Raw genomic sequence first — 25,385 nt, forward strand, 5'->3', positions numbered from 1 at the left:
TGGCGCGTTCAACCCGTCACCAACTGCATCAGCTCGGAGTAGTCGGAGACGACGTCGTAGGTGACGTCTCGATCGGTCTTCGCGTTGAGCGCGGCGAAGAACTTGCGGGCGCACTCGATCTTGGCGTTCTCGACGCCCTTCAGCTGAAGAGTGGACAGCGAACCCTTGGTCTCGGCCACGAAGTAGACGTGCTTGATCTTCGTATCGTCGTCGCGGAACGCGATGGCCCAGTCGGGGTTGTAGTCGCCGACCGGTGTGGGGATGAAGAACCCGCGTGGCAGCTTCGAGTAGACGACGACCTCATCACTGACGTCGAGCTTCTCGACGAAGGAGCGCTCCACCTTGGAGTCGGTGACGACATACTCGTAGACACTATTCTTTAGCTTGTCGCCAGCCTTGGACAGGTCCTGAGCGGTCTGGTTCTCCGTGAAGATCGACGAGTCGTATCGATTGTCGAGCGGGTCATAGCTGAGGTGCTCAACGATGACGGCTGCCTTCTGCTCGTTGATGAGACGGGCGGCTTCGGTGATGAACTGCTCGGGGTTCTGCTTGAACTTCGCGAACGTGCCCTGGTGAATGCCGGTGAGGATTGCGGCGCAGGTGCGTCGGGTGAGCTGCGTCTTCTCCGCGATCTCGCCCAGGAGGTCGTACTTGACGGTCGAACCTGCTGACACGGCCGAGTGCTCGACCTTCGTTTCGGAGACTTTGAAGCCCGTGCCGGCTTCCAGTTGTTCCAGTTCGAGGCCGACGACTTGGTTGCCCCTCTCGACGAGGTACTGCATGACCGTGACGTTGAGCGAGGTGTCGAGCACACGAATGCAGTTGTCGATCAGCTCATTGGAGTCAAAATCGACCTGATAGACGGCCTTGTGGTTGATGCGTCCCCAGAGCTCCTGGAACTCGCGCTTGTTGAAGTTGGCTTCGTTGACCGGGATCCTCTTCGGTTTGCGCCCATCGGTCGGCTTCGGCACGTCGAGGTAGAGTGCGTCGACGAGTGGCCAGACATAGTCGATGAGCGGCTTCAGTGCCTCCGAGGTCGGGGCCGCGAGGGTCCCCTCGTCGCGCGCGTCCTTATAAGCCTGCGTGACCAGGCCAGACTCGTCGATGTAGTCGTTCTTGATCAGGTGGAAGTAGAGAGCCTGCGCGACTGTTTTCTCGAGCGCGCTTGCGGATCCGTCGGCCAGCGTGATCGTCTTCGCGACGAAGTATTCGACGCTTGCTTTGCGGGGCCGCGCGGACAGCGATTCGATGATCTCCCTCTGGAGCGCGGTCACGAAGTCGGTGTAGGACTCGTCGGTAACGACGGTCAGCTCGTTGATGTCGTGGACGGTTACGGGATTGTCCATCCGCTCTCCGTGCTGGTCGACCGATAGGCGCAGTCCACGGCCGATCTCCTGTCTCCGAGTTGTAGTGTTGTCGCTCTTCTTTAGCATGCCCATCACAAAGACGTTCGGATTGTCCCAGCCCTCGCGGAGCGCGGAGTGTGACCAGATAAATCGGACCGGCTCCTCGAACGAGAGCAGTCTCTCTTTGTCCTTGAGGATGAGGTCATAGGCGTCGACGTCGTCCGATTGACCTGCGAAGTCGCCGCGTGCTGCGATCTTGCCATCGACGAACTGCTTGGTCTTCTTGTCAATCGAGAAGTATCCCTCGTGGGTCGAGCGCACCGGAATCGCCTGAACGTGGGCTCGATAGCGTTCAGCCGCTTCATCCAGGTCGAGTTCGCCGAGGTAGTCGGCGAGCACGGCCTCGTACTCTTCCTCGAACACTCGGGCGTACTCTCCGAGGGTGTCCTCGCGCTCCTAGTCGCGGTACTTGGCGACTTCGTCGATGAAGAACAACGACAGCGTCTTGATCCCTTGCGCGAATAGCTCGCGCTCCTTGGCGAGGTGGGCTCGGATGACCTCGCGGATCTGGATGCGCCGCTTCTGGTCTTCGGCGACGTCCTCGGTGACCTCGCCGGCGCCGACATACTCACCATTACTCAGCTCAATCCTGTCGCGAATGGCGTCAACGTCACGGATGAAGAGGCCCTTGTACGCTTCGATGCCACCCGAGATGTCGTGCAGATTCGCACGCCGCGAGAGCCGCTTCACCTGCCGCTTGATGCCCTGGGCGGTCTGCACCTCCAGCTCGACTCGCGCCTTCGGGAAGTCGGCGCCCTTGCCGATCTCGAGGCCGTCTATGTACAGGTACGCGCCACTTCCGGCCAGATGCTTGACGGTGATGCCACGCACCGCGATTTTCTTCACCAACTTCTGGTTGTAGGCATCGATGGCGTCGAGCCGATGCACCTTGGTGCGTTCGATCCGGTGCGTCGCGGAGTACCGCAACGCGAAAAGGGCGTTGAACGATGTCAGGGTCTCCAGCGACTTCGACGGCTTCTTTGCGTCCCCCTCGATCTTCTGCGGCTCATCAATGATCAGGATCGGCCGATTCGCCGCAATCACGTCGATCGGCTTGCGGGACTGGAAGTCGTCGAGCACTTCGTAGATGCGTCGGGCATCCTTGCCTGTGGCGTTGAAGGCCTGGACATTGATGATCATCACCTGCACGCCTGCGTCGGATGAGAACCGCTCGATCTCGTGCAATCGAGAGGAGTTGTAGATGAACGTCCGCGGTTTGGTGCCGTAGAGCTGCTGGAAGTGCTCGGCCGTGATGTCGAAGGACTTCTTCACACCCTCGCGGATCGCGATCGACGGCACGACGACGATGTATTTCGACCACCCATATCGCTTGTGCAGCTCCATGATTGTCTTGATGTAGACGTAGGTCTTGCCAGTGCCGGTCTCCATCTCGACATCGAGATTGATCGGGGCCGCGGACTTCTTGATCGGATCCTTTAGGTCCGTCGAGAGCGTCAGCCCGCGCGCCCGCTGTACTGCGTGGATATTGGCCAGCAGTTGTGGGGGTGTTAGCGCGATTTCCATGTTGCGCAGACCGAGCAGGGCCCAGTCGAGGAGCGTGCAGACGGCTCGCATGACGAGCCCTCGTCCCTCGGCGGCCGGTTCGAGCCAGCATCCGATCTCGCAGACTCCGGCGGCGGCACTGAAGCTCACGAACATGACGCCGCCGCGCAGCACGCCGTCGACCCAGATCCCGTAGAGACGCCCGCCGTCGGCGGCGGCCGAGTCGGCGTAGCGGGCAAGGGTCGCGGTGGCGCCCTCGACGGAGTCCGTGACGAACGACGGCCCGACCCAGGGGCGGATGAACTCGCGCGCCCGGTCGAGGTGGTCGGCGAACTCCTCCGCCTGCCAGATCTCGAGGGGGCTCAGGTAGGCGGTCGCGTCGAGCTCGTGTCGGAACATGGGACCAGCGTTGCATAACGACTGTTATGTCGTCCAGACTGAGCGGATGACGGGATCGGATGCGTACCGGCAGCGGCGCGAGGACGTGGCCGCGGCGGTGTGGCGCGTTCTCGACCAGTCCGGCTTCGCGGGCCTGTCGATGCGCGCGGTCGCCCGTGAACTCGATGCGACGACCGGCGTCGTGACGCACTACTTCCCGTCGAAGCGGGAGCTGACGAGCTTCGCGCTCGAGCTGCTCGCCGAGCGCTCCGGCGCGCGGGAACGTCCCGCCACCGCAGGGGGTCCTGCGGATCTCCGGTCCGCGCTCCTCGACATGCTCCCGCTCGACGCCGTTTCGCAGACGTCGAACCGCATCTGGATCTCATCCTGGGATGCGGCCCTCGCCGACGTGCGCCACGCCGCCGAGCACGCCGAGCGCTACCGGGCCAGCAGGGCCAAGGTCGCCGGCCTCGTGGCCGAGTTCCTCGGTGTCGACGATCGAGAAGATGAGCGAGTCGAGCGCGTCACCGAGGCGGTGCACTCGTTCGTGCTCGGCCTGACGGTTCAAGCGGTGCTCGATCCGTCGGCGTACCCGCCGGAGCGTCAGGTCACGCTGCTCGACGGGATCCTCGGCGAGCTCGGGTAGGTGATCCGACCGGATCGTCAGCGCGAGTGACCGAGCGCCCGCTGAATCAGCGTGACCTGAAGCGGCAGCCGCGCCAGCGACACCGCGAACGCGGCCCACGCCTTCAGGGTGCGCCGGCGACGGGCCCGGCGTCCGAGGTCGATGCTCATCTGCGCGTTCGCGGGCCAGACGGCGGCGAGCACCACCGCGCTCGCGCGGCCTGCAGCAACGCGCGTCGCCGGCACGGCCAGTCCGAGCGCGCACGCCAGCTCGGCGACGCCTGAGACGATCACCAGCGCCTTGTCCCAGCGTCGAAGCGCGCGCGGGATGATCGGCGTGAAGACGCTGGGGCGGACGAGATGGACGACGCCCGATACCGCGAACGGAACCATCACGGTCCATGGGATGGTGGCGGTGGGCTTCTTCGCGCGACGGGTCATCAGGCCATTGTGCGGCTGCTCGCCCGGGAACGGGGGCGGAACTCGGCAAGACACCTCGACTCGTCGCCATCCCTGCCTGCAGCCAGAATGTACGGATGCCTCGCATCCAGCTCACCGGAACCCTGATCTGCGCGAACGACGAGCAGGCGGCCATCGTCGCGACGCACCTGCCGCGCCACATCGAGCTCACGCGGGCGGAGGCGGGCTGCATCCGGTTCGACGTGACCTCCACGGCCGACCCGCTCGTGTGGGATGTGGCGGAGCTGTTCGCCACGGAGCAGGCGTTCCGCGCGCACCAGGAGCGCGTCGCGGCGAGCGAGTGGGGCAGCGTGACCGCGGGGATCGAGCGGAAGTACGTGATCGCGGAACTCGCCGACTGACCCCGGAGCCGCCGGCACCTGCACCGGCGTTGCTCGCTCAACGTCCGCGGGCGTCGGTACGTTGAGCGAGCGGGGTGAGACGGAGCGAGGGAGCAGGGGATGCGGTACGACCTCAAGCGGGATCTCGGGGCGCTGTACAAGCCCCCATCCGGTCGGTTCGTCCAGGTCGACGTGCCCGAGATGCAGTACCTCGCGATCGACGGGCACGGCGACCCGAACACCGAACCGGCGTACCGAGCTGCGGTCGAGGCGCTGTACGTGTCGGGCTACCAGGTCCGCAGCGCCTTCAAGAAGCGCACCGGGTCCGACTTCGTCGTCGGACCTCTCGAGGGGCTGTGGTCGAGCGAGGACCCCACCACCTTCGTACAGGGCAGGAAGAGCGACTGGGACTGGACGATGCTGATCCCGCTGCCCGCCCCGGTGACCGCGGAGGATGTCGCGGCGGGGCTCACCGCCGCATCCGCGAAGAAGCCCGCCGCACCGATCGCGCAGGTGACGCACCTCACGATGACCGAGGGGCTCTGCCTGCAGACCCTCCACATCGGTCCCTACGACGACGAAGCGCCGATACTGGCGCACCTCCACGACGAGCTCATGCCGGAGCTCGGTTTCACGTGGAACGGCCGTCATCACGAGATATACCTGGGGGATCCGCGGCGCGCCGCGCCCGAGAAGCTGCGGACCATCCTTCGCCAGCCGGTCACTCCGAGCTGACGGGCGCCGCCGCATCCGCCACCCGTGCGGAGAGCGAGCGGGCCGCGGCGACGAATTCCGTCGGTCCGAGCACGGTGAACGGCGCATCGAAGCGCAGGATCCACGACAGCACCCCGGCCCACGACCACGACCCGACCCGGATGCGGCACGAGCCGTCCGAGACGGCGGCAGCCTCCGCGTCCCCCAGCCACGGCGCGGCAACGCGAAGCGGCAGCTCCAGGAGGACCTCGCCGTAGACGGGCCACGTCTCCGGGCTGTCGGAGCCCTTCATTCGCGCCGCGAGGAACGCCACCGCATCGCCGTGGGGAATCGGCCGCGGCGCGAACCGCGCCCCGAGCGGGATGCGGGGCACCATCCGATCGAGCCGGAAGATGCGCCAGTCCTCGGCGTCGAGATCCCACGCGACGAGATACCACCGACCGCCGCGGGCGATGACGGCGTGCGGCTCGGCACGGCGCGAGAGCTCGTCGCCGTAGTCGAAGCGCAGGATGCGGCGGTTCTCGGTCGCGGCGCTCACCGCCTCGAGCACGGCAGGGTCGACCGCGTCCGAGCCTGCGGCGTCGGTGAAACGGATGCCGTCGATGCGGTGCCGCAGCCGGGAGGGCATGACCTGCCGCACGGTGGCGAGGGCTCGCGCGGCGCCCTCGGCCACATCGACACCCGTCGCCGGAGCGCTCTGCAGCGCGACGGCTATGGCGACCGCCTGGTCGTCGTCGAAGAGCAGCGGCGGCAGCTCGCTCCCTGCGGCGAGTCGGTAGCCGCCGTCCGGGCCCTTCGCCGCGTCGATCACGTAGCCGAGCGCCCGAAGCCGCTCGATGTCGCGGCGCACGGTTCGCGGAGTCACGCCCAGGCGCTCGGCCAGCACTCCGCCGGGCCAGTCGCGCCGCGCCTGCATCAGCGACAACAGCGACAACATGCGGGAAGACGTCGCGGACATGTTCTCCATTCTCGATCGAGTAGCGGACAGAAAGCGTCCTCTATGTCGTCGAACGTGGAGATCGCGGCGCTCGCCGCATCCCATCTACCGAGGACGCACCATGACGATCACGACCACCACCCACCTCAATTTCCGCGGCGCCGCACGCGAGGCGCTCGAGTTCTATCAGTCCGTCTTCGGCGGCCACCTCATCGTCGCCACCTACGCGGACATGGGCATGCCCGCCGACACGCCCGGTGCCGACCGCATCGTCTTCGGCCAGCTCGAGAGTGCCGACGGATTCCGCGTCATGGCCTACGACATCCCCGGCCAGGATGCGGGCACCGCGGATGCCGGGACGACCAGCCGCGCGAACGGCGTGACCCTGACCGACCGCACGTTCTTCCAGTCCGTGCGCGGCCAGTCGCTCGAGGAGATGACGGTGATCTGGGAGCGTCTTGCCGAGCGCGCCGACATCATCGAGCCGCTCGCCGCCTCCGCGTGGAGCCCCGGCTTCGGCATGCTCACCGACCGCTTCGGCGTGACGTGGGTCGTCGACGTGCAGGCGGCCTACGCCGGCTGACACGTGCCGGGCGATGGCGCCGCGGGCCGAAGAACCCCGAGGCGCCCCACCCGGCCCGTGACAGAATGAGGGATGCCTCAGCGCCGCGTGTCGATGGATGACATCGCTCGCCATCTGGGGCTCAGTCGCAGCACCGTCTCGTTCGTCATCAACGACCGCACGGACATCAGGATCGCCGACGAGACGAAGCGGCGCGTCTGGGATGCCGTCGAAGAGCTGGGGTACCGTCCTCACGCTGCCGCTCGCTCACTCGCGTCGAGTCGGACGAACCTGTTGGGGTTGGTCACCGACATCGCGAGCAGCCCCTTCGGTGGCGGGATCATCACCGGTGCGCAGAGAGCCGCGTGGGCGCGTGGTCAGGTGCTCCTGATCGTGAGCATCGATCAGGATGCGTCGGCGGACACTGCGATGCTCGAGATGCTGCTGGAGCGTCGCATCGAGGGTCTTATCTACGCGACTGCGGGGCACATCTCGGTATCGCTGCCCGCCGCGGCGTCGGAAGTGCCGGTCGTACTCGTGCATTGCGAGGACGCCGACGGCCGGTATCCGTCGATCCTGCCCGACGAAGAGCACGGCGGTTACACCGCTACTCGGCGACTGATCGAGGGTGGGCGGCGCCGGATCGGACTGCTCAACCTGGATGCGCCGCTCCCCTCTGCCGGGCGTCGCCGCGGGTACGAACGCGCACTGCGGGAGGCCGGCATCGCGGTGGACCCGGCGCTCGTGGCGCAAGGCCCCGCCGACGCCGCATCCGGCTTCGAGCTGGCCACCGCCATGCTGCGGCGGGTGGATCCGCCCGACGCCTTGTTCTGCGGCACGGATCGCATGGCCATGGGTGCGTTCGACGCCGCACGTGAGGCGGGCATGCGCATCCCCGACGACATCCGGGTGGTCGGCTACGACGATCAGGAGATCGTCGCGGCGTATCTGCGACCCGCCCTCACCACCGTCGCCCTCCCGTTCGAGGAGATGGGCGCAGCGGCCGTCGAAGCGCTCAATGGCGACATGGACACCTTCGCGGGGGCCGTTCTCCGGGGGACTCTCGTCGAGCGTTCCTCCGCCTGATCGACGGCGCGACGCCGGTCCTGCATTCGCGGTCCAGTGTGATTGACAGCGTCAGCTAACTCGCGTTAACATCGACCACGCATCGACTAACGCGAGTTAGTCACTTACTCACCATCGAGAGCTCATGTCGAAGAAGACCCCGCGTACGCGCGCCGTGACGATGAAGGACGTGGCCGAGCAGGCCGGCGTTTCGCGCACGGCCGTCTCGCTGGTGCTCAACGATCGCTTCGACGTCACACTCGCGCACGACACACGTCAGCGTGTCATCCAGGCGGCGAGCGAACTCGGCTATCGCCCAAACGCGGGTGCGCGGGCGCTGGCGCAGCAGCGTAGCGACTGGTACGGGCTGGTCACTGAGATCGTCACAGCTCCGTTCGCCGTCGATGTGATCAAGGGGGCGCAAGACCGAGCCATGGGCGACGGCAAGTATCTTCTGATCGCCTCGACGGAATCGGATCCGGCGGCCGAGACCGCGGCGATCGAGCGCCTGCTCGAGCAGCGCGTGGAGGGTCTCATCTACGCCGCCACCTGGCACCGCGGCGTCAGCATCCCCGACATCGCGCTCGAGGTGCCTACGGTGCTCGTGAACTGCTTCGATGTCGAGGAGCGATTCCCCGCCGTCGTTCCCGATGAGAGGATCGGCGGCTACCGTGCGACCGAGCGTCTGCTGCAGGCAGGCCACCGTCGCATCGGCTTCATCAACCTGGATGCCGGCATCCCGGCGGCGGTCGGACGGCGCGAAGGCTATGTGCACGCCCTGCGTGAACGGCACATCGATGCGGACGCAGCTCTCGAGGTCGTCGGTCACGCGACGGCCGATGGCGGGTTCTCAGCGGCGGAGCACCTTCTGGATCTTCCGCTGCCGCCCACCGCGATCTTCTGCGCGAACGACCGGATGGCCATGGGTGCGTACGACGCGATCAAGGAACGCGGGCTGCGCATCCCCGAAGACGTCGCCGTCATCGGCTTCGACAATCAGGAGCTCATCGCGAGCTACCTGCGGCCGAAACTGACGACCGTGGCACTGCCCTTCGAACAGATGGGCGCGATGGGCGTGGACCTCCTCGCCCGGATCACCGCGGGAGAGTCGACCGTCACGAACATCGTGACGGTCGACTGCCCGCTCCTCGAACGCTCGTCCGTGTGACTGGACATCCCGGGACGAGCATCAGTCTTCGGCTTCAACGCGGAAGAGAAGAAAGGAACAGCACCAATCATGGCACTTCGCAGAAGAAGGGCGGCCATCCTGGCCGCCGTCGTGACCGCAGGGGCGCTCCTGCTGTCGGGCTGCGCCGCGGGCGCAGCCCGCTCGTCGGCCGACCTCGACGGTACACAGCTGCTCACCATCCCGCGTGAGGACATGGGCACCTTCGATCGCAACTTCAACCCGTTCGCGAACCCCGACTTCCCGATGACCCAGGTGGCCATCTATGAGTCGATGCTCGTCTTCAACCCCGCCGACGGGACCACCACGCCGTGGCTCGCCACCGACTGGGAGGTCGCGCCGGACGGCACGGGGATCACCTTCCATCTGCGCGAAGGGGTGAAGTGGTCCGACGGTGAGCCCCTCATCGCCCAGGACGTCGTCACGAGCTTCGCCTTGCAGCGGGAGATCCGAGGGGGCTTCGACTACATCGACACGGTGACGGCTGTGGACGACGAGACGGTGGCCTTCGCATTCAACACCCCGTTCTCGCCGGCCTTGCTGGATGTCGGCCAGCAGATCATCGCGCCCTCCCACATCTGGGACGAGCAGGACGATCCGTCGAAGTTCACGAACCCGGATCCGGTCGGCACAGGCCCCTACACGCAGGTGACCAACTTCCAGGCGCAGTCCTTCGATCTGCTGAAGAACCCGAACTACTGGCAGCCGGAGAAGCAGAAGATCGAAGGCGTCCGCATGCTCGCCTTCGCCGGCAACGACGGGGCGAATCTCGCCGCCGCGAACGGTGACGTGGACTGGGCCCCTCAGTTCATCCCGAACATCGAGCAGGCCTTCATCGCGAAGGATCCGGAGCACCGTTTCTACTGGTTCCCCACCACCGGTTCGATGATCAGCTGGCAGTTCAACACGACGAAGGCGCCGTTCGACGATGTCAGGGTCCGCACGGCGCTGTCGATGGCCGTGGACCGCGAGCAGGTCACCTCGATCGGCATGCAGGGCTACACCGTCCCCGCGGACTGCACCGGCCTCTCCGGGGCGTATGACACCTGGCGGGATGCGTCCGTCGCGGACTCATGCGACTGGACGAAGCACGACCTCGCCGAAGCGGGCGCTCTGCTGGACGATGCGGGCATCACGATGGGATCGGACGGCAAGAGAGTCCTCCCCGACGGCAGCCCGTTCACATTCGACTTCTCTGTCGGGACCACGTCCAGCGACTGGGTGTCGGTAGGCAATGTGATCTCTCAGAACCTCGCCGAGCTCGGGGTGACGGTCAACGTCGCCGCCCGCGACTGGGCCGATGTCGTGTCGAGCTACGAGAACGGATCCTTCGATTCCGGCATCGTGTGGAGCAACAACGCCCCCACGCCGTACCAGTTCTTCCGCGGCGTCATGTCGACGGAGACGGTCAAGCCGGACGGGCAGCAGACGTTCGAGAACTACCACCGTTACGGAAACGCGGAGGCGGACGCCCTCCTTGCCCAGTTCGCCGCGACCTCGAGCGAAGACGGGCAGAAGTCCGTCATGAACGACCTGCAGGCGCTCTTCTCCGAAGTGCTCCCCGTCGTCCCGCTCTTCCCGGGTCCGGAGTTCGGAGCGGCGAGCACGCTGCGCTTCACGGGATGGCCGAATGAGGACAACCCCTACGCGAGCCTCGGGGCCGTCCGCACCCGCAGCGCCGTCCTGATCCTCACCACCCTCGAGCCCGTCAAGGGCTGACACCCGGACTCGCCGTGCCGCTCGCCCACAGCGGGCGGCACGGCGAGTCGGGAGGAGAAAGAACATGGGCTACATCCTTCGGCGCCTGGGCTTCTACCTGGTGGCCTTCTGGGTCTCCATCACCTTGAACTTCATGCTCCCGCGCCTCATGCCCGGTGACCCGGTCACCCGGATGGTGGCGCGCCTGCAGGGATCCATCCGCCCCGACCAGATCGAGGCGCTGCGGCACTCCTTCGGACTCGACGACGCGCCGCTCTGGGAGCAGTACTTCCGGTATCTCGGGCAGATCTTCTCCGGAGACTTCGGGTTCTCGATCTCTCGATTCCCGACCCCGGTCACTGAGGTCATCTCGACGCAGATCGGTTGGACGCTCCTGCTGGGTCTCACCTCGCTCGTCATAGCGACGGTCGTGGGCAACCTCCTGGGCATCCTCGCCGCATGGCGGCGGGGCGGGGTGCTCGACTCGGTGCTGCCGCCCCTGCTGATCTTCATCGGATCCTTCCCGTACTTTTGGCTCGCGATGGGGCTCCTGTACCTCTTCGGGGTGACGCTCGGCTGGTTCCCGCTTCGCCACGCGTTCTCCGTCGGTGCAACCCCCGAACTGTCCTTCGCCTTCATCGGCGACGTCGCGACGCATCTGTTCCTGCCCGCCGCATCCATCGTCCTGGTGTCCATCGGCGGCTGGATGCTGGGCATGCGCAACACGATGATCTCCACCAGCGCCGAGGACTACATCACCATGGCCGAGGCGAAGGGCCTGCGACGCAACCGGATCATGTTCGGCTACGCCGCCCGGAACGCACTTCTGCCGTCGGTCACCGCCTTCGGCATGTCGCTGGGATTCATCGTGGGCGGAGCGCTGCTGACGGAGGTCGTCTTCGCCTACCCGGGTGTGGGGTATCAGCTCCTCTCCGCCGTCCAGAACCTCGACTACCCCCTCATGCAGGGGCTGTTCCTCACGATCACCACCGCCGTGCTGGTCGCCAACTTCCTCGTGGACATCGCCTACGTGCGGCTCGATCCACGCGTCCGCGTCAACTGATCGGAGCGTGACCATGTCTCTCGCCCAAGATCCTCGCGCTCAGGCCGAACTCGACCTCGGCGGTGCGACCGAACCGCAAACCGGGCCACGCCGAAAGCCGAGAGGACGCGACGGCCTGCTGCGGGGCCTCCTCGCAAACGGAAAAGCGGTCGCGGGGCTGATCATCCTGGCCGTGTTCGCGGTCATCGCGCTGCTCGCGCCGGTCATTGCACCGGGCGATCCCACCCTCATCCAGGGCCTCGGCGCCCAACCGCCCTCAGCGGAGCACCTTCTGGGCACGACCGCGAAGGGGCAGGACGTGCTGGCCTTGAACATCTGGGGAGCCCGCTCGTCCCTGTTCGTGGGGTTCACCGTCGGCATCCTCGCGACTCTCGTCGGCCTGCTCGTCGGCCTCGCGTCGGCCTACCTCGGCAAAGCCGTCGACAACCTCCTCTCGCTGGTGACCAACGTCTTCCTTCTGCTGCCGGGCCTCCCGCTTCTGGTCATCCTTGCCGCCTTCCTGCCACAGGGGATCGGCACTGTGATCATCGTGCTCGTTATCACGGGCTGGGCCGGCAGCGCTCGGGTGCTTCGTTCTCAGGCCCTGTCGATCCGCGGCAAGGATTTCGTCGCTGCCGCCCAGGTCACGGGAGAGTCGTCGGTGCGCATCATGTTCCGCGAGATGCTGCCGAACATGGCGTCGATCGTCATGAGCACGTTGCTGTCGTGCGTCATCTTCGGCATCGGCTCGCAAGCCGGATTGGAGTTCCTCGGGCTCGGCGACATCTCGACCGTGAGCTGGGGCACGAACCTCTACTGGGCGAGCAACGACGGTGCGCTGTTGACCGGATCGTGGTGGATCTTCGTTCCTCCGGGAGTCTGCATCGCGCTGGTCGCCTTCGCCCTGGCCCTCGTCAACTACGGCGTCGACGAGACCACGAACCCCCGACTGCGCAAGCCACGCCGACGGGTCTCGCCGATGTCTCCCACCGCCGTCGTCGGTGTGGATGGGGATGCTCGGCCGACGAAGAAGGAGGGAGTCCGATGAGCGCTCCTCTGCTCGAGGTCCAGGACCTCTCGGTCGAGTACGTCACCGATGCCCGGACCGTCCGTGCGGTCGATCGCGTCACCTTCTCCGTCGAGGAGGGCGAGGTCTTCGGGCTCGCGGGTGAGTCGGGTTGCGGAAAGTCGACCATCGCCAACGCGATCCTTCGACTGCTTCGCGATCCCGCGGTGATCGCCGGCGGTTCCATCCGCTTCCGCGGCACCGACGTGTTGCAGCTGAGCGCCGAGGAACTCCGCCGGTTCCGTTGGCGACAGGTGGCGATGGTCTTCCAGAGCGCGATGAACTCGCTCAATCCGGTCATGACGATCGGTGACCAGATCGCCGACATCTACACGGCGCACGAGGGGATCCCCAAGAAGCAGGCGCTTAGGCGCGCGGCAGGGCTGCTCGATCTCGTCGGCATTCCGCACGACAGGCTGCGCTCGTATCCGCATCAGCTCTCCGGCGGGATGCGGCAACGCGTCGTGATCGCGATGGCGACCGCTCTGCGCCCGCCGCTGCTGATCATGGACGAGCCGACGACCGCGCTGGACGTCGTCGTGCAGCAGGAGATCATGGCCCAGATCAAAGACCTGCAGCGAGAGCTCGGGTTCGCCGTCCTGTTCATCACCCACGACATGTCGCTCATGGTGGAGCTCAGCGACCGGATGGCCGTCATGTACGCCGGCCGCTTCGTGGAGACGGCACCCGCCGACATCGTGTTCGAGAAGCCGAGCCATCCCTACACGCGGGCGCTCATGAATGCGTTCCCTCCCATGAGCGGCCCTCGCACGCGCCTGCGCGGTCTCGGCGAGGGCATCCGGTTCCACGACATCCCCGATCTGGTGAAGGTCGGACCCGATCACTTCGCCGCCCCCGTCGCCGGCGAATCCCCCCTCCCGGAGGTGACCCGATGAATGCGCAGACCCCCGTGCTCTCCGTTCGCGGACTCGAGAAGACCTTCTCGATCGGCGGAATGTTCTCACGGAGCCGCGTGCGAGCTCTCGGCGGCGTCGATCTCGACATCGCGCCGGGCGAGATCGTTGCGCTCGTGGGCGAGTCGGGCAGCGGCAAGTCGACGCTCGCGCGTTGTCTCGCCCGACTCGAGCAGCCCTCTGCGGGCACCTTCCTCTTCGAAGGGAAGGACATGATGCGCGCCGAGCCACGGCGCGCGAGTCGTGCGTATCGTTCCGCCGTCCAGATGATCTTCCAAGACCCGTTCGGCTCCCTCAACCCGGTGCATCGTGTGGGGCACTTCCTGGAGCGGCCGCTGCGTCTGCACGACGCCGTCTCGGGTTCTGCGGCACTGGAGACGGCCAAACGTCGTCTCATGGACAAGGTCGACCTGCCGGCGGAGATGCTGGAGCGCTACCCGCACGAACTGTCCGGAGGTCAGCGCCAGCGCGTCGCCATCGCGCGGGCGCTGGCGGCGAATCCTCGACTGATCCTGGCCGACGAACCGACCTCGATGCTGGACGTGTCGGTACGGATCGGAGTGCTGAACCTCATGCGATCCCTCTGCGAGGAGCAGGGCATCTCCATGCTCTACATCACGCATGATCTGGCGTCGGCGCGATACCTCGCGGACCGCATCGTCGTCATGTTCGCGGGGGAGTTCGTCGAGGGCGGCGATGCGATGGCGCTCCTCGCCGACCCGCGGCATCCGTACACCCGACTGCTGATCTCGGCGGTGCCCGACCCCCACCGACGGGGCGGCTTCGACGCGGCGGAGCGCGCCGGGCTGCGGCAGGCGGTGATGCGTCCCGTCTCCTGCGCGTTCGAGGGTGATTCCGACCGCGTGTGCTCGTCGACGAGAGCGGTGTTCCATACCGTCAGCACATCGCCGGAGCACTGGGTGCGCTGCGGCTTGTACGCCCCGCCGGCGGGTGCTCCCGGCACCGCACTCGAATCCACCGACCCCTCAGAAGAAGGCACTGCCGCATGAGCGCGACCACCGCGTACACACCCGTTCCCGCCGAGCTCATCAGGCGGGCTGGTGCAGATCCGCACCGGCCCGCGTATCACTTCACGGCCCCGGCGGGGTGGCTCAACGACCCGAACGGCCTCACGCAACGTCACGGCGAGTACCACCTCTTCTACCAGTTCAACCCGGCCGCTCCCGTGCACGACCGGATCCACTGGGGCCACGCTGTCAGCACAGACCTCGTGCACTGGCGGGACCTGCCGATCGCGCTCACCCCGAGCGCAGGACCGGACGTCGACGGATGCTGGTCAGGGGTGCTCGTTTACGACGGTGAGACCCCGACCCTGGTGTACTCGGGCCGTCACGACGGGGTGGAGCTTCCGTGCATAGCCACCGGGAGCCCCGACCTTGCGGAGTGGACGAAGGATCCCGGGAATCCCGTGATCGACGCCCCGCCCCGCGCCGATGTCACCGCGTTTCGTGACCACTGCGTCTGGCGTGAGGGAGAGGTGTGGCGGCAGCTCATCGGCTCCGGCATCCGTGGCCAGGGCGGGACGGCCTTCCTCTACGAGTCCGAGGACCTGCGCACGTGGCGCTTCCTCGGGCCTCTGATGGTGGGCGATGCTTCGGCGGGCGACCCGGGCTCCGACGACTGGACAGGCACCATGTGGGAGTGCGTCGACCTGTTCCGGCTGCGAGATGACGATTCCGTCGAACGGGACATCCTCGTCTTCTCCGCCTGGAACGACGGTGTCACCCATCATCCGCTCTACTGGTCGGGTCGATACGAGGGTGACCACTTCGAACCCGTCTCCCTGCATCGCCTCGACCTAGGCGGCCGTTACTTCTACGCCCCTCAGTCGATGCGTGACGAATCCGGTCGACGCCTGATGTTCGGGTGGCTGCAGGAGGGCCGTCCGGACAGTGCGTCGATCGCCGCAGGATGGTCGGGAGTCATGTCGCTTCCCCGCGTGATCACGCCCGGACCAGACGGGACGGTGCATCAGGCGCCCGCGCCGGAAGTGGACGCTCTTCGCGCGACACAGCTGGTCGACGCCTCCGCGCAGCTGAGCGCGCACGCGCTGGACCTCGGCCGTGGGAATCAGCTCGACATCGAGGTGCGGCTCACCCTGGCCGATGAGGGCCAGGCGATCGTCGTCCTATGCGCCACGTCCGATGATGACGAACGCACCGTCCTTACCGTGCGCCGCGACGATGATCGTGCTGAGGTCGTTCTGGATCGTTCGCGTTCCAGTCTCGATCCCGATGCGGACGCGACTGTGCGCTCGGGCACCGTCGCGCTACCTGCGGACGGAGCGATCGACGTGCGGGTGCTGATCGACCATTCCGCGCTGGAGATCTTCGTCGGCGGCGTCGCGCTGACAGCGCGGATCTATCCGACGAGCGACGATGCCGTGCATGCGCGGATCTCGGGCGACGCAGGAGAGGTTCGCGTGCGTGTGTGGGAGATGGCGTCGGTCTCGCGAGCGACGCACGCGATGGGCGGACTCGCCGAATGACTTCGTCCTCCGCCCTCACCAGGCGTCCTCGGTATCACTTCAGCGTCCCCGACAACTGGAAGAACGATCCCCAGCGCCCGATCTTCGTCGATGGCGAGTACCACTACTACTACCTGTACAACGCGGACTACCTGGCGGGTGGCATCGGGACCTCCTGGCGTCGGGCGACGACGCGGGATCACGTGCGCTTCGTCGACCAAGGCATCGCCATCGAGAAGTTCACGAACGCAGAAGGAGATTGCTGGTCGGGTTCTCTCGTGGTCGACGCGCAGAACACGGCGGGGTTCGGTGAGGGAGCGATCGTCGCCCTCGTGACGCAGGCCGGCGTGGACCGGGTGCCCGAGGGAGGGCAGGCGCAGTTCTTGTGGTACTCGGTGGACGGCGGTCGCACCTTCCGGCCCGGTCACGAGGGTCCGGTGCTGACGGCTGAGCAGACTCCGGACTTCCGTGACCCGAAGGTCATCTGGGACGCCCGTCGCGAGCGCTGGTTCATGGCGCTCGCGGAGGGAGATCGGCTCGGCTTCTACGCATCGCCGGATCTCACATCGTGGTCACGAGTGGGAGAGTTCGCGCGCGACGACCTCGGCTTGCTGGAGTGCCCCGACATCTTCGAGATGACCGCGGACGACGGATCGTCGACCTGGATCCTCGGCGTCAGCGCGAACGCCAAACACCGCGGGCTGCCCGCGACGTATGCGTACTGGAGCGGCGAGTTCGACGGGACAGGATTCGTCGCCGACGCGCATGAACCGTCCTGGTTGGACTGGGGCTTCGACTTCTACGGAGCCGTCACGTACCCGCACCACCTCGTCGACGGCGCGGAGGATCCCAGGATGCGTCACGTCATCGGCTGGGCGAACTTCTGGGACTACCCCCACAACACGCCCACGATCGTGAGTGACGGCTACAACGGCGACGACATGATCGTCCGCGACCTGCGGCTCGTGCGCGACGACCGCGGCTACCGGCTCCTCTCCGCGCCCACGGCGGCACTGACGTCCTACACGACTCGCATCCACGAGCTAGGCGAATTCGAGGTTCGCGGCCATTTCGACCTCGATGTGCGGTCGGACGCCTACGAACTGACGACCGAGCTCCGCTGGGACACCCAGGTGACGGATGTCGGCCTCGAGGTGTGTCGATCGAGGGGCGGGACACGCCTCGTCGGCGCGGGCGTGGATGTGTCCGCCTCCGAGGTCTATCTCGATCGCAGCCTGACGGGCAATCCCATGCCCGGGCGAACGATCGCACCCCTCCGGCGGACCATGGCTCGGAAGGTCGACATCCGTCTTCTCGTCGACCGCACGAGCGTCGAACTCTTCGTCGGTGACGGCGAGATCGTGCTGTCCCATCGGGTGTTCCCGCTGGCGGGTGATGAAGGCATCAGGCTGCATAGCCGAGGCGGGAGCACCGCCTTCCGCGATGTGACCATCCGCGAGCTGGCGGTGCTGCCAGAACCGCGTTCATGAGCGGCGAGGTGCTCGTGGTCGGCGAGAGCGTCATCGACATCGTGCGCAGCCCAGAACGAGACGAGACCGAAGTCGTCGGCGGATCGCCCGCGAACGTCGCTCTCGGCCTGGCCCGTCAGGGCGTGAGTGTGGACTTCCACACGGCGCTGGCGCGAGACGCGCGCGGCGAGCGGATCGCGGCGCATCTCGCGGCCGCGGGCGTGGATGTCGCCGAGGCGTCCTGGTCGCTCCCCGTCACCTCGTCCGCGCTCGCCGAGATCGGATCCGACGGGGCGGCCCGATACACGTTCGACGTGAGTTGGCACCTCCCGGTCCCGCCGCGGTCGACCAGTGCCTCGGTGGTCCACGTGGGATCAGTGGCGGCCTTTCTGGAGCCCGGCGCCTCTACGGTGGAACGGGCGCTCGAGGGGCGTGGGGCGGACGTGGCGGTCACCTTCGACCCCAACATCCGCGAGGCACTCGTCCCCGACCATGCGAGCGCCCTTGCTCGCTTCGAGAGGCTCGCCGCCATGTCCGACGTCGTGAAGCTGAGCGATGAAGACGCCGAGTGGCTGTACCCGGGCGCTGGGGAGGAGTCGGTAGCGCGTCGGCTCCTCGTGATGGGGCCTCGGCTCGTCGCTGTGACGCGCGGCGGGGCGGGAGCGTTGATCGCTGGTGGCGACATCATGCGCTCCATCGTCGCTCCAGCGGTGACGGTCAGAGACACCGTCGGAGCGGGGGACACGTTCATGGCGGCGCTCATCGCGCAGTTGCTCTGGCATCCGCAGCTGCTTGCCGCACCAACCACGGAGTTGCTCGACGCTGTCGGGCGCTACACCGTGACGGCGGCCGCGATTACGGTGCAGCGCGTAGGGGCCGACCTTCCGACGGCAGCGGAGATCGGTTCCGCCCTGGACGGGGCGGTCCGACAGGACGGCCCGTGACGCCCGCTGCGGCGATCACCGCTCTCGTAAGGTGAGCACGTGACGCTGCTGATGACCCTCACCTCCGGCCTGCTCTGGCTGACGGCGGGCAAGACCCGGCGCGACCTCTCCGGCAGTGCCTATCTGCAGAGCCTCGACCCGGCTCGGGCGCCCGAGCGCGTTCCGCGCAACGCCGCGCGGTGGGGTGAGATGACCGAGCGAACGATCGGGGGTCGGGTCGTCCGACGGTGGCAGCCTGCCGATCACGTCGCGGGTCGCGAGCTGATCTACTTCCCCGGCGGCGGCTTCGTGAATCCGCTCGTCACGGCGCACTGGTGGATCATCCGCAGGCTGATGACGCGCACGCGCGCTGCCGTCACGATCGTCGACTATCCGCTCACCCCCGAGCACACGTACGACCAGGCGCGAGCCTTCGTCGATGCCGTCTATGCGCACGTCGCGGACGACCTGCGCACCACTCGGTTGTTCGTCGCCGGAGACTCCGCCGGCGGCAACGTGGCCCTCTCGCTGGCGCTGCGCGTGCGGGACGAACGCCGTCGCCCGATCGACGGCCTCATCCTGCTCGCGCCGTGGGTCGACCCGACGATGCGCAATCCCGAGGCGGCGCGTCTGCAGCGCCGCGATCCGTCGCTGCGCTGCGATGGCCTACGCGCGGCGGGTGTCGCGTGGGCGGGGACCCTGCCGACAGACGACCCGCAGATCAGCCCGATCTTCGACAACCTCGCCGACCTGCCGCCGACCCTGCTGTTCCAGGGCGGACGCGACATCTTCCTCGCCGACGCACAGCTCTTCGCCGAGAAGGCGAGCCGGGCCGGCAGTCCCGTGCGGCTGGTCGTCGCCCCGGACGGCTTCCACGTGTACCCGGGCGCGTACTGGACGCGGGAAGCGCGCGAGGCCTACGACCTCGTCGCGCGCTTCGCGGACGACCCGGCGGGCGTGAGTTCGGGCTAGATTCTCGCCATGGCGGAGTGAACGCGCATCACTCCTTATCGGTGTCGCCGGTCTCTTCGGCGTCGTCGGTCTTGCTGCCCTGGGAGGTTATGCCGATGACGACGAACGTGATCGCCAGGACGAAGAACGGCAGCGCGATCGCGACGTTGTCCATCGTGAGCCAGAAGACGACGGCCAGGGTGAAGAAGGTGAAGCCGACCGTCGCGTACGTCGAGTTCCAGGACTGCTTCTGGTCGCTCATGCCGCGAGCCTACGAGCGTTCCAGCGTCCGGCGGATCCCCCTCGCGACGGAGAATGCGACCTTCTCACGGTTCGCGCCGGGTCGCGGCGCCGACGCCGATGCCTACGCTCGTCGGCGGTGCTCCCCTTCTACGATCCGACCCTGACCTACGAGCAGAACTACGCGCGCGGGCCGTTCGGAGCATTCGCCGAGCCCGCGGTGGATGCGGCCCCTCCGGCCTCGGGAAACAGCTTCCTCGGACGCGCCGTCGGCATCCCGTTCGGCATCCCTGCGGGGCCGTTGCTGAACGCGCGGTTCGTCGCGGCCGCCTTCGCGCACGGCTACGACCTCGCCGTCTACAAGACGGTGCGCACGCGCGCGCACCCCAGCAACCCGTACCCGAACGTGCTCGCGGTGCACGTCGACGGCGACCTCGCGCCAGATGCCGGCGCCGTCCGCGCGGACGGCGAGTTCTCCGAGCCCGTGTCGATCAGCAACTCGTTCGGGGTGCCCTCGCGCGATCCCGACGTCTGGCAACCCGATATGGCCGCGGCTGTCGCCGCGGCGGGGGAAGGTCAGCTGCTCATCGGCAGCTTCCAGGGCACCCGCGGCTCCGGCGGCGAACTGGCGCTCGTGGCCGATCACCTCCGTGCCGCCCGGCTGGTCATCGAGACCGGCGCCGCGGTGCTCGAGCTCAACCTGTCGTGCCCGAACGAGGGCGCCGCATCCCTGCTCTGCTTCGACACGCCGCGCGTGCGCCGCATCCTCGCCGTCGTGAAAGACGAGATCGGCGACACCCCCCTGCTCGTCAAGCTCGCGTACTTCGACACGGATGCGGCCCTCGAACGGTTCGTGGACGCGACCGCGGAGTTCGTGGCGGGGTACGCCGGGGTGAACACGATCCCCGCTCGGCTCGTGACCGCATCCGGGGCACCTGCGCTCGGCGCCGGACGCGAGAGCGCGGGCGTCTGCGGCGCCGCCATCCGGTGGGCGGGGCTCGAGATGACCCGCCGGCTCGCCCGCATCCGCGCGCTGCGTAACGCCGACTTCGCGATCGTGGGCACCGGCGGCGTGGCGAGCACGGCCGACTATCTGGCGTACCGCGCGGCGGGAGCGGATGCGGTCATGAGCGCCACGGGGGCGATGTGGCACCCGCACCTCGCGCGCGAGGTGCGGGTCGCCGCGGGCTGACGACGGGGCCTGCTCGCCCGGTGCTGCGCTCGGGCTGCGCTCGGGCGTCGGAGAATCGGGCTCCGGTCGGAGGTCCGGGGCGGAATCCTCCGACATCCGGGCGAATCTCCGACGGGAGCCGAGGGGGCGTCGACCGACATACGAACCCCTCTCAGGTATCACGCGGGAGATACTTCCGAGGGATGTGGGGGAGCCGCCTCGATTCGTAGCGTCGAGGCGTGGACGTCGTCACCGATCTCATCCTCCAAGCCGCCGCCTCGCCGTGGCTGCTGCCGGTCATGTTCGCCGCCGCCGTGATCGACGGGTTCTTCCCGCCGATGCCCAGCGAGACGGTGCTCGTCGCCGCGGCCGCCGTGGCCGCCGCCACCGGAGACGTGCCCACACTCGTCGCGCTGTGCCTCGTGGCCGCGCTCGGTGCCGCCATCGGCGACAACATCGCCTACGCGATCGGCGGCAGGGTCGGCACGACCCGGTACGGCTGGATGCGGCGCCCCCGCGTCGCGGGAGCCTTCGCGCGCGCTCGCGCGGCGCTCACCACGCGCGGTGCTCCCCTCATCCTGGGTGCCCGCTACATCCCGGTCGGTCGGGTCGCCGTGAACATGTCTGCCGGAGCGCTGGGTTACCCGTGGCGTCGGTTCGCTCCGCTGAGCGTCGTCGCCGGAGTCAGCTGGGCGCTCTACAGCGTCGTCATCGGAACCCTCGCGGGGCAGTGGCTCGGCGACCAGCCTGCGCTGAGCGCCGTGATCGGCGTCGCCCTCGCCCTCGGAGTGGGCATCGTCATCGACCGCATCGCTGCGCTGCGACGCCGCGCTCGCGACGTGCCCGAGGCGATGGAGCGCCAGCCCGTGTCGGCCACACTGGGAGCATGACCGAGATCCCGCGCTCCGCCCCGCGCACGCGTTCGCAGATCCTCGGGCTCGTCGCGCTCGCCGTCACGGGCGTCGCTCTCTTCAGCGTCCTCGTGCCGCTGCACGCCGTCTTCTACGGCACCCCGCTGCCGCTTGCGATGCTCCTCGGCGCGGGCGTGTGTGCGGCGCCGTGGATCTCCCTCACGCGCCCACGCACCGCCATCGTGGTCTTCGGCGTCACGGCCCTCGTGCTCCCCCTGGTCGTGAGCGTTCCGCACGACGGCGCATGGCCCTGGCCGTGGTCGGTGCCGGCGATGATCGCCTTCCTCGTCTTCGTCCTGGTGATCACGACGCTGCACGGCTGGCGACTCGGCCGGTGGCCGTGGGCCATCGGCAACCTCGGTTCGCTCGTCGCGCCGTTGATCATCACGGATGCGGCGCCCGCCGCCACCGCGAACCTCATCGTCACCGCGTCGATCTCCACCGCGGTGCTGCTCATCGGAGTGCTCCTGGCGGGCCGCATCCGCTTGAACGAGCAGCTCACCCGCGAGCGCGAGCTGACCGCATCCGAACAGTCCCGGCGCATGCTCGTCGAGGAGCGCACGCGCATCGCCCGCGAACTGCACGACGTGCTCGCCCACAGCATGTCGGTGATCCAGGTGCAGGCCTCCACCGCCCGGTACCGCCTCGCCGACCTCTCCGATGAGACGGTGCAGGAGTTCGACGACATCGCGGCGTCGGCGCGCGCGTCGCTGAGGGAGATGCGCCGGCTGCTGGGCGTGCTCCGCACCGAGGAGCAGGCCCCCGAGCTGGCGCCGCAGCAGGGGATGGCGGACATCCCCGACCTGGTGGACAGTGTCCGTCGCGCGGGGGTGCAGGTCGGCCTGTCGCTCGCCGTCATGACGACCCCGCCGCCCGCGGGCGTGCAGATCGCCGTGTACCGCATCGTGCAGGAGGCGCTGAGCAACGCGGTGCGTCATGCTCCCGGTGCGGTGATCGAGGTCCGAGTCGAGGCGCGCGATGGGCAGGTCACGATCCGCGTGCACAATACGACGTCGCCCGAGCAGACGGTCGACGCGTCCGGAGCGGGTCACGGGCTCCGCGGCATCCGCGAGCGCGTCGCCCTGCTGGGCGGAACGGTCACCGTCGGCGCCGATCCCGCGGGAGGATGGACGGTGGCGGCGACACTGCCGACCGCCGGCGAGGAGTCCCCATGAGCATCGCCGTGCTGATCGCCGACGACCAGGCGATGGTGCGCGCGGGCTTCGCCGCGCTCCTCGACGCCCAGGAGGGCATCCGCGTCGTCGGGCAGGCGGCCGACGGGCAGGAGGCGGTCGCGCTCGCGGCGCGCCTCGAGCCCGACGTCATCCTCATGGATGTGCGGATGCCGCAGCTCGACGGGATCGCGGCGACCCGCCGCATCCTGGGGCCCGCGTACCCCGCCGCACACGTGCCGCGCATCCTCATGCTGACCACGTTCGACATCGACGACTACGTGTACGACGCGCTCCAGGCGGGGGCGAGCGGCTTCCTGCTCAAGGACGCGCTGCCCGAGGAGCTCGTGCAGGCCGTCCGGGTCGTCGCCGCCGGGGACGCCCTGCTCTCGCCCCGCGTCACGCGACGGCTGATCTCCCAGTTCGCCACGCAGAAGCCGCGTGCGCCGCGAGGCGGAGCGCAGCTGGCGGAGCTCACCGACCGGGAGCGCGAGGTGCTGGTGCTGCTCGCGAAGGGCATGTCGAACACCGAGATCGCGGGCGAGCTGTTCATCGCCGAGCAGACCGTGAAGACGCACGTCGGCAAGCTGCTCGCGAAGATCGGCGCACGCGACCGCGTGCAGGCCGTGATCTTCGCCTACGACGCGGGCCTCGCCGAGCCCGCATCCTGAATCTCACTCCGAGGTAGGGGGTCGGACGACCCCTGGGAGTGATGCCGCAGCACCGGCCGCATCCATAGCCTTCTCGAGACCCACTCGAGGAGGACGCATGGTCACCACGCTCACCGCACCGCGGACCGCGATCGCACCCGCCGCGGACCGCGACACCGGGATCGATCTCGCACGCGCGATCTGCGTCGTCATCGTCGTGCTCCTCCACGCCGTCATGGTCGGCGTCACCGTCACCCCCGCAGGTCCCGTCTTCGCGAACGCCGCCGAGGACACCGCCTGGTTCGCCCCGCTGACGTGGGTCGCGCAGATCATGCCCCTGTTCTTCGTCATCGGCGGCTATGCGGGCGCGCTCGCGTATCGACGGATGCGTCGCACCGGGGGGACAGCGGGTGCCTTCGTGGCCGCGCGCGTGCATCGCCTGCTCGTGCCGGCGCTGCTCACCTTCGCGGTGGTCGCCGTCGCGCTCGCCGCCCTCCTGGCCGCCGGCGTCGACGGCGAGCTCGTGCGGATCGCCGGCTTCCGATACGCGCAGCCGCTGTGGTTCCTCGCCGTGTTCCTGCTGTGCCAGGCGCTTCTTCCCGCGCTGCTCGCCGCCCACGAACGCGCGCCGCTTCGGACGATCGTGCTGCTGGTCGCGGCCGCCGGCGCCGTCGACGCGATGCGCGCGGTCACCGGCATCGATGCCATCGGCATGCTCAACCTCGCGTGCGTGTGGCTGGCGCTGCAGCAGCTCGGCTTCGTCATGGCCGACGGCACCATCGACGCGCTACGCCGACGCACGCGCGTCGTGATCGGCGTCGCGGCGGTCGCCGTGCTGGCGTCGAGCATGATCGGCGGCGTGTTCTCCGCCGATCTCTACGAGAACCTCAACCCGCCCACGACGGCGCTGCTGCTGGTCGGGCTGGCTCAGACCACGCTGCTCTCGCTGCTGCGCGCACCGCTCGCCGCGGCGAGCCGTCGCCCGCCGGTGGCGGCGTTCACCGGATTCGTGACGGCCCGCACGATGACCATCTACCTCTGGCACATGCCGGTGCTGCTCACGATGGCGGGGGCATCGGCGCTCTTCGCCCTCACCACCGGTCTCGAGCTGCCCGAGCCCTCGAGCCCGACGTGGTGGCTCACCCGACTCCCGTGGTTCGTCGTCGCCCTGTCGCTGACGGCGGTGGTGGCGTGGGCGCTCGCGGGCCTGGAACGACGCCGGATGCCGCGGCCCACCGCATCCGTCGCGCGCATCTCCCATGCCGTGCTGCTCGGACTGGCGGCGATCGTGCTGCTGCTGGCGGCGGGCACGAGCGTGCTGACCGCGATCGCGGCGATCGCCCTCGGCCTCAGCGCGCTCGCCCGCATCCGCGGCGGCGCGCAGGGGTCGGCCCTGGCGGCGGGCTGACCGGGTCGGTCTGCTCCGTCTCGTCGGAGAAACGGGCTCCGGTCGGAAGATCCGGCGGGAATCCTCCGACATTCGCGCGAATCTCCGACCGGCGGCGAGCGGCGGAT

The 25,385-nt window shown here is 68.0% G+C and carries 25 protein-coding genes; 20 read left to right on the forward strand and 5 right to left on the reverse strand.

Annotated elements, in window-relative coordinates; translation table 11 throughout:
* Positions 1 to 8: 8 nt before the first annotated feature.
* On the reverse strand, positions 9 to 1,769 hold the full coding sequence (locus tag EHF32_RS16105; protein WP_238343706.1) for a restriction endonuclease: 1,761 nt from the start codon (positions 1,767 to 1,769) through the stop codon (positions 9 to 11).
* 33 nt (positions 1,770 to 1,802) lie between these two features.
* Positions 1,803 to 3,308, reverse strand: coding sequence for a GNAT family N-acetyltransferase (locus tag EHF32_RS16110; protein WP_238343707.1), 1,506 nt, complete (start codon positions 3,306 to 3,308; stop codon positions 1,803 to 1,805).
* A 46-nt stretch (positions 3,309 to 3,354) separates the two neighbouring features.
* On the opposite strand from EHF32_RS16110, the gene EHF32_RS12800 reads away from it, so the two are divergent.
* Positions 3,355 to 3,933: a TetR/AcrR family transcriptional regulator gene (locus EHF32_RS12800; RefSeq protein ID WP_202876818.1), complete on the forward strand. Its 579-nt coding sequence runs from the start codon at positions 3,355 to 3,357 to the stop codon at positions 3,931 to 3,933.
* Between the two features lie 17 nt (positions 3,934 to 3,950).
* On the opposite strand, the gene EHF32_RS12805 is transcribed toward EHF32_RS12800, so the two are convergent.
* Positions 3,951 to 4,352 (reverse strand): DoxX family protein, encoded by a 402-nt coding sequence (locus EHF32_RS12805; protein WP_137418541.1) that lies wholly within the window; start codon positions 4,350 to 4,352, stop codon positions 3,951 to 3,953.
* Positions 4,353 to 4,447: 95 nt separating this feature from the next.
* Between EHF32_RS12805 and EHF32_RS12810 the strand changes: the two genes are divergently transcribed.
* Together EHF32_RS12810 and EHF32_RS12815 are read left to right on the forward strand one after the other, a co-directional pair.
* Positions 4,448 to 4,732 carry a putative quinol monooxygenase gene (locus tag EHF32_RS12810; RefSeq protein ID WP_137418542.1) on the forward strand — a complete coding sequence of 95 codons (285 nt, stop codon included), beginning with the start codon at positions 4,448 to 4,450 and terminating at the stop codon, positions 4,730 to 4,732.
* A 99-nt stretch (positions 4,733 to 4,831) separates the two neighbouring features.
* The gene (locus tag EHF32_RS12815) at positions 4,832 to 5,446 is read left to right on the forward strand and encodes a GyrI-like domain-containing protein (protein ID WP_137418543.1); all 615 of its coding nucleotides are present in this window, start codon (positions 4,832 to 4,834) and stop codon (positions 5,444 to 5,446) included.
* Here the strand turns inward: EHF32_RS12815 and EHF32_RS12820 are convergent.
* A complete protein-coding gene (locus tag EHF32_RS12820; RefSeq protein ID WP_137418544.1) occupies positions 5,433 to 6,383 on the reverse strand; it encodes a helix-turn-helix transcriptional regulator in 951 nt (316 codons plus the stop codon). The genes EHF32_RS12815 and EHF32_RS12820 overlap by 14 nt on opposite strands.
* Before the next feature lie 100 nt (positions 6,384 to 6,483).
* Here EHF32_RS12820 and EHF32_RS12825 point away from each other — a divergent pair, with 100 nt between their 5' ends.
* From EHF32_RS12825 to EHF32_RS12880, 12 genes are all read left to right on the forward strand, one after another.
* The gene (locus EHF32_RS12825; protein ID WP_137418545.1) at positions 6,484 to 6,945 is read left to right on the forward strand and encodes a VOC family protein; all 462 of its coding nucleotides are present in this window, start codon (positions 6,484 to 6,486) and stop codon (positions 6,943 to 6,945) included.
* Positions 6,946 to 7,017: 72 nt separating this feature from the next.
* Positions 7,018 to 8,010, forward strand: coding sequence for a LacI family DNA-binding transcriptional regulator (locus tag EHF32_RS12830; protein ID WP_137418546.1), 993 nt, complete (start codon positions 7,018 to 7,020; stop codon positions 8,008 to 8,010).
* A gap of 124 nt (positions 8,011 to 8,134) precedes the next feature.
* On the forward strand, positions 8,135 to 9,157 hold the full coding sequence (locus EHF32_RS12835; protein WP_137418547.1) for a LacI family DNA-binding transcriptional regulator: 1,023 nt from the start codon (positions 8,135 to 8,137) through the stop codon (positions 9,155 to 9,157).
* A gap of 69 nt (positions 9,158 to 9,226) precedes the next feature.
* A complete protein-coding gene (locus EHF32_RS12840) occupies positions 9,227 to 10,894 on the forward strand; it encodes an ABC transporter substrate-binding protein (RefSeq protein WP_137418548.1) in 1,668 nt (555 codons plus the stop codon).
* Positions 10,895 to 10,958: 64 nt separating this feature from the next.
* Positions 10,959 to 11,936, forward strand: a complete 978-nt coding sequence (locus tag EHF32_RS12845; RefSeq protein ID WP_137418549.1) for an ABC transporter permease — start codon at positions 10,959 to 10,961, stop codon at positions 11,934 to 11,936.
* Positions 11,937 to 11,949: 13 nt separating this feature from the next.
* Entirely contained in the window at positions 11,950 to 12,963 is a 1,014-nt protein-coding gene (locus EHF32_RS12850; RefSeq protein WP_137418550.1) for an ABC transporter permease, read from the forward strand.
* Positions 12,960 to 13,877, forward strand: coding sequence for an ABC transporter ATP-binding protein (locus EHF32_RS12855; protein ID WP_137418551.1), 918 nt, complete (start codon positions 12,960 to 12,962; stop codon positions 13,875 to 13,877). The genes EHF32_RS12850 and EHF32_RS12855 overlap by 4 nt, the downstream gene beginning before the upstream one ends.
* The gene (locus EHF32_RS12860) at positions 13,874 to 14,905 is read left to right on the forward strand and encodes an ABC transporter ATP-binding protein (RefSeq protein ID WP_137418552.1); all 1,032 of its coding nucleotides are present in this window, start codon (positions 13,874 to 13,876) and stop codon (positions 14,903 to 14,905) included. Before EHF32_RS12855 ends, EHF32_RS12860 begins: the two co-directional genes overlap by 4 nt.
* Complete coding sequence (locus tag EHF32_RS12865) at positions 14,902 to 16,404, forward strand: glycoside hydrolase family 32 protein (RefSeq protein WP_137418553.1); 1,503 nt, start codon at positions 14,902 to 14,904, stop codon at positions 16,402 to 16,404. The genes EHF32_RS12860 and EHF32_RS12865 overlap by 4 nt, the downstream gene beginning before the upstream one ends.
* Entirely contained in the window at positions 16,401 to 17,873 is a 1,473-nt protein-coding gene (locus tag EHF32_RS12870; protein WP_137418554.1) for a glycoside hydrolase family 32 protein, read from the forward strand. The genes EHF32_RS12865 and EHF32_RS12870 overlap by 4 nt, the downstream gene beginning before the upstream one ends.
* Positions 17,870 to 18,796, forward strand: a complete 927-nt coding sequence (locus tag EHF32_RS12875) for a carbohydrate kinase family protein (RefSeq protein ID WP_137418555.1) — start codon at positions 17,870 to 17,872, stop codon at positions 18,794 to 18,796. The genes EHF32_RS12870 and EHF32_RS12875 overlap by 4 nt, the downstream gene beginning before the upstream one ends.
* A 39-nt stretch (positions 18,797 to 18,835) precedes the next feature.
* Positions 18,836 to 19,747 (forward strand): alpha/beta hydrolase, encoded by a 912-nt coding sequence (locus tag EHF32_RS12880; RefSeq protein ID WP_137418556.1) that lies wholly within the window; start codon positions 18,836 to 18,838, stop codon positions 19,745 to 19,747.
* A 28-nt stretch (positions 19,748 to 19,775) separates the two neighbouring features.
* On the opposite strand, the gene EHF32_RS12885 is transcribed toward EHF32_RS12880, so the two are convergent.
* On the reverse strand, positions 19,776 to 19,988 hold the full coding sequence (locus EHF32_RS12885) for a hypothetical protein (RefSeq protein WP_137418557.1): 213 nt from the start codon (positions 19,986 to 19,988) through the stop codon (positions 19,776 to 19,778).
* A gap of 117 nt (positions 19,989 to 20,105) precedes the next feature.
* Between EHF32_RS12885 and EHF32_RS12890 the strand changes: the two genes are divergently transcribed.
* The 5 genes from EHF32_RS12890 (at position 20,106) to EHF32_RS12910 (ending at position 25,278) form a co-directional block, all read left to right on the forward strand.
* The gene (locus EHF32_RS12890; RefSeq protein ID WP_137418558.1) at positions 20,106 to 21,158 is read left to right on the forward strand and encodes a dihydroorotate oxidase; all 1,053 of its coding nucleotides are present in this window, start codon (positions 20,106 to 20,108) and stop codon (positions 21,156 to 21,158) included.
* Between the two features lie 218 nt (positions 21,159 to 21,376).
* The gene (locus EHF32_RS12895) at positions 21,377 to 22,027 is read left to right on the forward strand and encodes a DedA family protein (protein WP_137418559.1); all 651 of its coding nucleotides are present in this window, start codon (positions 21,377 to 21,379) and stop codon (positions 22,025 to 22,027) included.
* Positions 22,024 to 23,223 (forward strand): sensor histidine kinase, encoded by a 1,200-nt coding sequence (locus EHF32_RS12900; RefSeq protein ID WP_137418560.1) that lies wholly within the window; start codon positions 22,024 to 22,026, stop codon positions 23,221 to 23,223. The genes EHF32_RS12895 and EHF32_RS12900 overlap by 4 nt, the downstream gene beginning before the upstream one ends.
* Positions 23,220 to 23,891 carry a response regulator gene (locus EHF32_RS12905; protein ID WP_137418561.1) on the forward strand — a complete coding sequence of 224 codons (672 nt, stop codon included), beginning with the start codon at positions 23,220 to 23,222 and terminating at the stop codon, positions 23,889 to 23,891. The genes EHF32_RS12900 and EHF32_RS12905 overlap by 4 nt, the downstream gene beginning before the upstream one ends.
* A gap of 97 nt (positions 23,892 to 23,988) precedes the next feature.
* Complete coding sequence (locus EHF32_RS12910; RefSeq protein ID WP_137418562.1) at positions 23,989 to 25,278, forward strand: acyltransferase family protein; 1,290 nt, start codon at positions 23,989 to 23,991, stop codon at positions 25,276 to 25,278.
* Positions 25,279 to 25,385 lie beyond the last annotated feature (107 nt).

Origin of the sequence: Microbacterium sp. RG1, from assembly GCF_005347485.1 — a bacterium.
GTDB lineage: Bacteria > Actinomycetota > Actinomycetes > Actinomycetales > Microbacteriaceae > Microbacterium > Microbacterium binotii_A.

What these genes read in the sequence shown, in the direction of transcription:
- EHF32_RS16110 (WP_238343707.1), bottom strand. Translation starts at nt 3,308, where the DNA reads ATGTTCCGACACGAGCTCGACGCGACCGCCTACCTGAGCCCCCTCGAG.
- EHF32_RS12800 (WP_202876818.1), top strand. Translation starts at nt 3,355, where the DNA reads ATGACGGGATCGGATGCGTACCGGCAGCGGCGCGAGGACGTGGCCGCG.
- EHF32_RS12805 (WP_137418541.1), bottom strand. Translation starts at nt 4,352, where the DNA reads ATGACCCGTCGCGCGAAGAAGCCCACCGCCACCATCCCATGGACCGTG.
- EHF32_RS12810 (WP_137418542.1), top strand. Translation starts at nt 4,448, where the DNA reads ATGCCTCGCATCCAGCTCACCGGAACCCTGATCTGCGCGAACGACGAG.
- EHF32_RS12815 (WP_137418543.1), top strand. Translation starts at nt 4,832, where the DNA reads ATGCGGTACGACCTCAAGCGGGATCTCGGGGCGCTGTACAAGCCCCCA.
- EHF32_RS12820 (WP_137418544.1), bottom strand. Translation starts at nt 6,383, where the DNA reads ATGTCCGCGACGTCTTCCCGCATGTTGTCGCTGTTGTCGCTGATGCAG.
- EHF32_RS12825 (WP_137418545.1), top strand. Translation starts at nt 6,484, where the DNA reads ATGACGATCACGACCACCACCCACCTCAATTTCCGCGGCGCCGCACGC.
- EHF32_RS12830 (WP_137418546.1), top strand. Translation starts at nt 7,018, where the DNA reads ATGCCTCAGCGCCGCGTGTCGATGGATGACATCGCTCGCCATCTGGGG.
- EHF32_RS12835 (WP_137418547.1), top strand. Translation starts at nt 8,135, where the DNA reads ATGTCGAAGAAGACCCCGCGTACGCGCGCCGTGACGATGAAGGACGTG.
- EHF32_RS12840 (WP_137418548.1), top strand. Translation starts at nt 9,227, where the DNA reads ATGGCACTTCGCAGAAGAAGGGCGGCCATCCTGGCCGCCGTCGTGACC.
- EHF32_RS12845 (WP_137418549.1), top strand. Translation starts at nt 10,959, where the DNA reads ATGGGCTACATCCTTCGGCGCCTGGGCTTCTACCTGGTGGCCTTCTGG.
- EHF32_RS12850 (WP_137418550.1), top strand. Translation starts at nt 11,950, where the DNA reads ATGTCTCTCGCCCAAGATCCTCGCGCTCAGGCCGAACTCGACCTCGGC.
- EHF32_RS12855 (WP_137418551.1), top strand. Translation starts at nt 12,960, where the DNA reads ATGAGCGCTCCTCTGCTCGAGGTCCAGGACCTCTCGGTCGAGTACGTC.
- EHF32_RS12860 (WP_137418552.1), top strand. Translation starts at nt 13,874, where the DNA reads ATGAATGCGCAGACCCCCGTGCTCTCCGTTCGCGGACTCGAGAAGACC.
- EHF32_RS12865 (WP_137418553.1), top strand. Translation starts at nt 14,902, where the DNA reads ATGAGCGCGACCACCGCGTACACACCCGTTCCCGCCGAGCTCATCAGG.
- EHF32_RS12870 (WP_137418554.1), top strand. Translation starts at nt 16,401, where the DNA reads ATGACTTCGTCCTCCGCCCTCACCAGGCGTCCTCGGTATCACTTCAGC.
- EHF32_RS12875 (WP_137418555.1), top strand. Translation starts at nt 17,870, where the DNA reads ATGAGCGGCGAGGTGCTCGTGGTCGGCGAGAGCGTCATCGACATCGTG.
- EHF32_RS12885 (WP_137418557.1), bottom strand. Translation starts at nt 19,988, where the DNA reads ATGAGCGACCAGAAGCAGTCCTGGAACTCGACGTACGCGACGGTCGGC.
- EHF32_RS12900 (WP_137418560.1), top strand. Translation starts at nt 22,024, where the DNA reads ATGACCGAGATCCCGCGCTCCGCCCCGCGCACGCGTTCGCAGATCCTC.
- EHF32_RS12905 (WP_137418561.1), top strand. Translation starts at nt 23,220, where the DNA reads ATGAGCATCGCCGTGCTGATCGCCGACGACCAGGCGATGGTGCGCGCG.
- EHF32_RS12910 (WP_137418562.1), top strand. Translation starts at nt 23,989, where the DNA reads ATGGTCACCACGCTCACCGCACCGCGGACCGCGATCGCACCCGCCGCG.